General features: G+C 77.7%; 4 protein-coding genes and 1 tRNA gene. 3 read left to right on the forward strand and 2 right to left on the reverse strand.

Translation table 11 applies throughout. From position 1 onward, the window contains the following. Window positions 1–42: 42 nt before the first annotated feature. A complete protein-coding gene (locus tag ACRYM2_RS23020) occupies window positions 43–1,161 on the reverse strand; it encodes an EAL domain-containing protein (RefSeq protein WP_432525025.1) in 1,119 nt (372 codons plus the stop codon). On the opposite strand from ACRYM2_RS23020, the gene ACRYM2_RS23025 reads away from it, so the two are divergent. Beyond that, window positions 1,156–1,278 carry a hypothetical protein gene (locus ACRYM2_RS23025; RefSeq protein ID WP_432525026.1) on the forward strand — a complete coding sequence of 41 codons (123 nt, stop codon included), beginning with the start codon at window positions 1,156–1,158 and terminating at the stop codon, window positions 1,276–1,278. The genes ACRYM2_RS23020 and ACRYM2_RS23025 overlap by 6 nt on opposite strands. A gap of 72 nt (window positions 1,279–1,350) precedes the next feature. On the opposite strand, the gene ACRYM2_RS23030 is transcribed toward ACRYM2_RS23025, so the two are convergent. Further along, a complete protein-coding gene (locus ACRYM2_RS23030) occupies window positions 1,351–2,094 on the reverse strand; it encodes a polyprenol monophosphomannose synthase (protein ID WP_432525028.1) in 744 nt (247 codons plus the stop codon). A 133-nt stretch (window positions 2,095–2,227) separates the two neighbouring features. Here ACRYM2_RS23030 and ACRYM2_RS23035 point away from each other — a divergent pair. Both ACRYM2_RS23035 and ACRYM2_RS23040 read left to right on the forward strand, forming a co-directional pair. Next, a tRNA-Ser gene (locus ACRYM2_RS23035) sits at window positions 2,228–2,320 on the forward strand. Window positions 2,321–2,464: 144 nt separating this feature from the next. After that, on the forward strand, window positions 2,465–2,854 hold the full coding sequence (locus ACRYM2_RS23040; protein WP_432525029.1) for a hypothetical protein: 390 nt from the start codon (window positions 2,465–2,467) through the stop codon (window positions 2,852–2,854). Window positions 2,855–2,920: the final 66 nt, after the last annotated feature.

Here is a 2,920-nt window from a genome sequence, read left to right on the forward strand (position 1 = left end):
CCCCCCACCCGCACGGGTGGGGGGTCCTGGTGCTCCCCGGGCTCAGGGCAGCACGATCGCCGTCGTCTCGCCCGGCCCGTTGCCCCACGGGGGCGTCGGGCTGGGCCGGCCCAGCAGGTACCCCTGCCCGTGCTCCACCCCCAGGTCGCGCAGGACCGCCAACTCGCTGCCGCGCTCGACCCCCTCGGCCACCACCGTGGAGCCCAGCTCGGAGGCGAAGCCCACGAGGGCGCGGGCGACGGCGCGCCGGGCCGGGTCGGTGTCGATGCCCCGCACGAACGCGATGTCCAGCTTCACGATGTCCGGCACCAGGTGCAGGACGTGCTGCAGGCTGGCGAAACCGGCCCCGGCGTCGTCGACGGCCACCCGGACGCCCCGCTCGCGCAGCGCGTCGGTGCACGCGGTGAGCGCGTCGTAGTCGCTCACCGGGTCGTGCTCGGTGATCTCCACCACGAGCCGGTCGGGGGCCGCGGACAGCAGCAGCTCGTGGGTGCCCTCGTCCAGCAGCGCCTCCGCCGAGGCGTTGACCGCCAGGTACGTCCCGGCGGGCATGCCGCGCAGCAGCGGCAGCGCGGACGCGATGGCAGCCTGCTCCAGCTGCACCCCGATGCCGGAGGACCGGGCGTCGGTGAACACCTGCTCGGGGCGCTGCGCCGCCCCCTCGGCGCTGGTGAAGCGCGAGAGCGCCTCCGCCCCGACGACGGCCCCGCTGCGCAGGTCGACGACGGGCTGCGCGACGGTGCTGCGGCCCGTCCCGGCGAGCAGGGCGTCCAGGGAGGCCATCCGGTCGTCGCGCTCGGCGCGGCGGCGCTCGCGGTGGTGCAGCACCCCCGCCACCAGGGCGGCGACCACGTGCAGCGCCTCCAGCTGGCGCGGTTCCAGCGGCTGCGGCGGGCCGTCGGCGGCGGTGTCGGCGATGCCGAGCAGCCGGCCGCCGGGTTCGCCCTCGGGGCTGACGACGTCGACGGCCAGCGGGCAGGTGGCGAAGTCGGTGGCGGCCAGCAGCCGCACGGTCGCCGGCTGGTCCAGCGTGCTGGCCGTCTGCTCCAGGTGGTGCGCCGCGCCGGGGACCGCGCGCGTCAGGGCGGCCACCGGCGTCCCGAAGATGTCGCGCGCCAGGACCAGGAGCTGGGCGACGGCGTCGGCGTCCTCGTCGTGCACCCCTCGACCTCCCGCTGCCCGCTCGTGGACCTGTCGGGCAGCGCGGCCGCGCACGGGCGCACCGCACCGCACGAGGCGGGCGGGTGCGTCGGCGTCGTGTCGCTGCTGACGCGCTGACCATCCCAGAACACTGAGCGTCAGGCAATCACGGTCCCCGGCGCGTCACCACCGCTGGCCGGGGCTCCGCGCCTACCGCGGGCGGCCGGTGGGGCCGTGCCGGCGCATCCGCCACACCGCGCCCATGGCCTCGCGGATGATCTCCCGGGACATCTTCGAGGTCCCGTGCGTGCGCTCGGTGAAGAGGATGGGCACCTCCCGCACCCGCGCCCCGCGCTCCAGCGCCGCCAGCGTCGTCTGGATCTGGAAGGCGTAGCCGGCCGCCGTCAGCTGCGTCAGGTCCAGCGAGCGCAGCAGGTCGGCCCGCCACGCCTTGAACCCGCCCGTGAGGTCGGCCACCGGCGCGCGCAGCAGCACGCGCGCGTAGACGTTCGCGCCGCGCGAGAGCGCCTTGCGGTACCAGGGCCAGGCGTCGTCGAGGGCGCCGCCGGGCACGTAGCGGGCACCCAGGACGAGGTCGGCGCCCGCGGCGATCTCGGCGAGCATCCGCGGCAGCGCCTCGACGGGGTGCGAGCCGTCGGCGTCCATCTGCACGACCACGTCGTGGTCGCCGGTGGCCAGCACGTGCGCGAAGCCCGCCCGGTAGGCCGCGCCCAGCCCGTCCTTGGTGGTGCGCGTCAGCAGCCGCACCCGCCCGGCCGGGTGCCCGGCGGCCACCCGCTGCACGACGGCGCCCGTGCCGTCGGGGGAGGAGTCGTCCACGACGAGGACGTCCGGGGCCGCGGGGCAGGAGAGCACCCGCTCCAGCATCCCGGCGATGTTGTCGGCCTCGTCGTACGTGGGCAGGACGACGACGCAGCGGAGGGCTTCGGCCAACGGGAACTCGCTCGGGACGGGACGGGCGGCGGACGCCCGACGCTACCCCACCGCCGCCCGGCGCCCGCGGCGCGCTCCGCCCGTGCAGCTCCGTCCGTAGACTGGCCCGGCGTGGCGCCGCGGCGCGCCGCGCGGAGGGCTGGCCGAGTGGTTGAAGGCGGCGGTCTTGAAAACCGCTAGGGAGGTACCCACTCCTTCCTCATGGGTTCGAATCCCATGCCCTCCGCCCCGGGCCGGCGCCCCGCGCACCGGCCCCCGGGCGGCCCGTCCACCGGTCGGCCCATCAAGGCGGGCGGCGCCGCCGCCGAGCACTCCGAGGACAGCGACCACCCGCACGGGGAGGCCGCGCGCACGCCCCGAGGAGGCCGACGTGGACCACCACACCCGCCGCAGCACCGTCCACCCCGTCGCCCGGCAGGCCACCGCCCCGCCCGCCAGCGCCGCCGAGATCAGCGCGCTGGCCTCCCTGCTGCTGCGCCGGCCCGAGCTGCGCCACCTCGACGACGACAAGCTCCTGATGCGCCTGGCGCGCACCACCGCCGTCGGCCACCTGCTGCGCTCGCGCGCCGCCGTCGCCATGCCCGACGCCGAGCGCCTGCTCGACCTCATGCTCGTCGACGGGCGGGCCGTCGTGCTCGACGTCACCGACCCCGAGCCCCGCGAGGGGGTCCTGGCGGTGCGCCGCCCCGTCGCGGCCCGCGACCTGCCCCGCGCGCGGGACATGGCCCGCTCCCTGGCCCCCCTCCTCGGCGGGCGCTGACGGGGCTCGCCGGCGACGCCCGCCCCGCGCCGGCCGCGACCCCGGCGCCGGGCCCGCGCCCCCCGA

Source organism: Kineococcus aridisoli, assembly GCF_050871885.1.
GTDB lineage: Bacteria > Actinomycetota > Actinomycetes > Actinomycetales > Kineococcaceae > Kineococcus.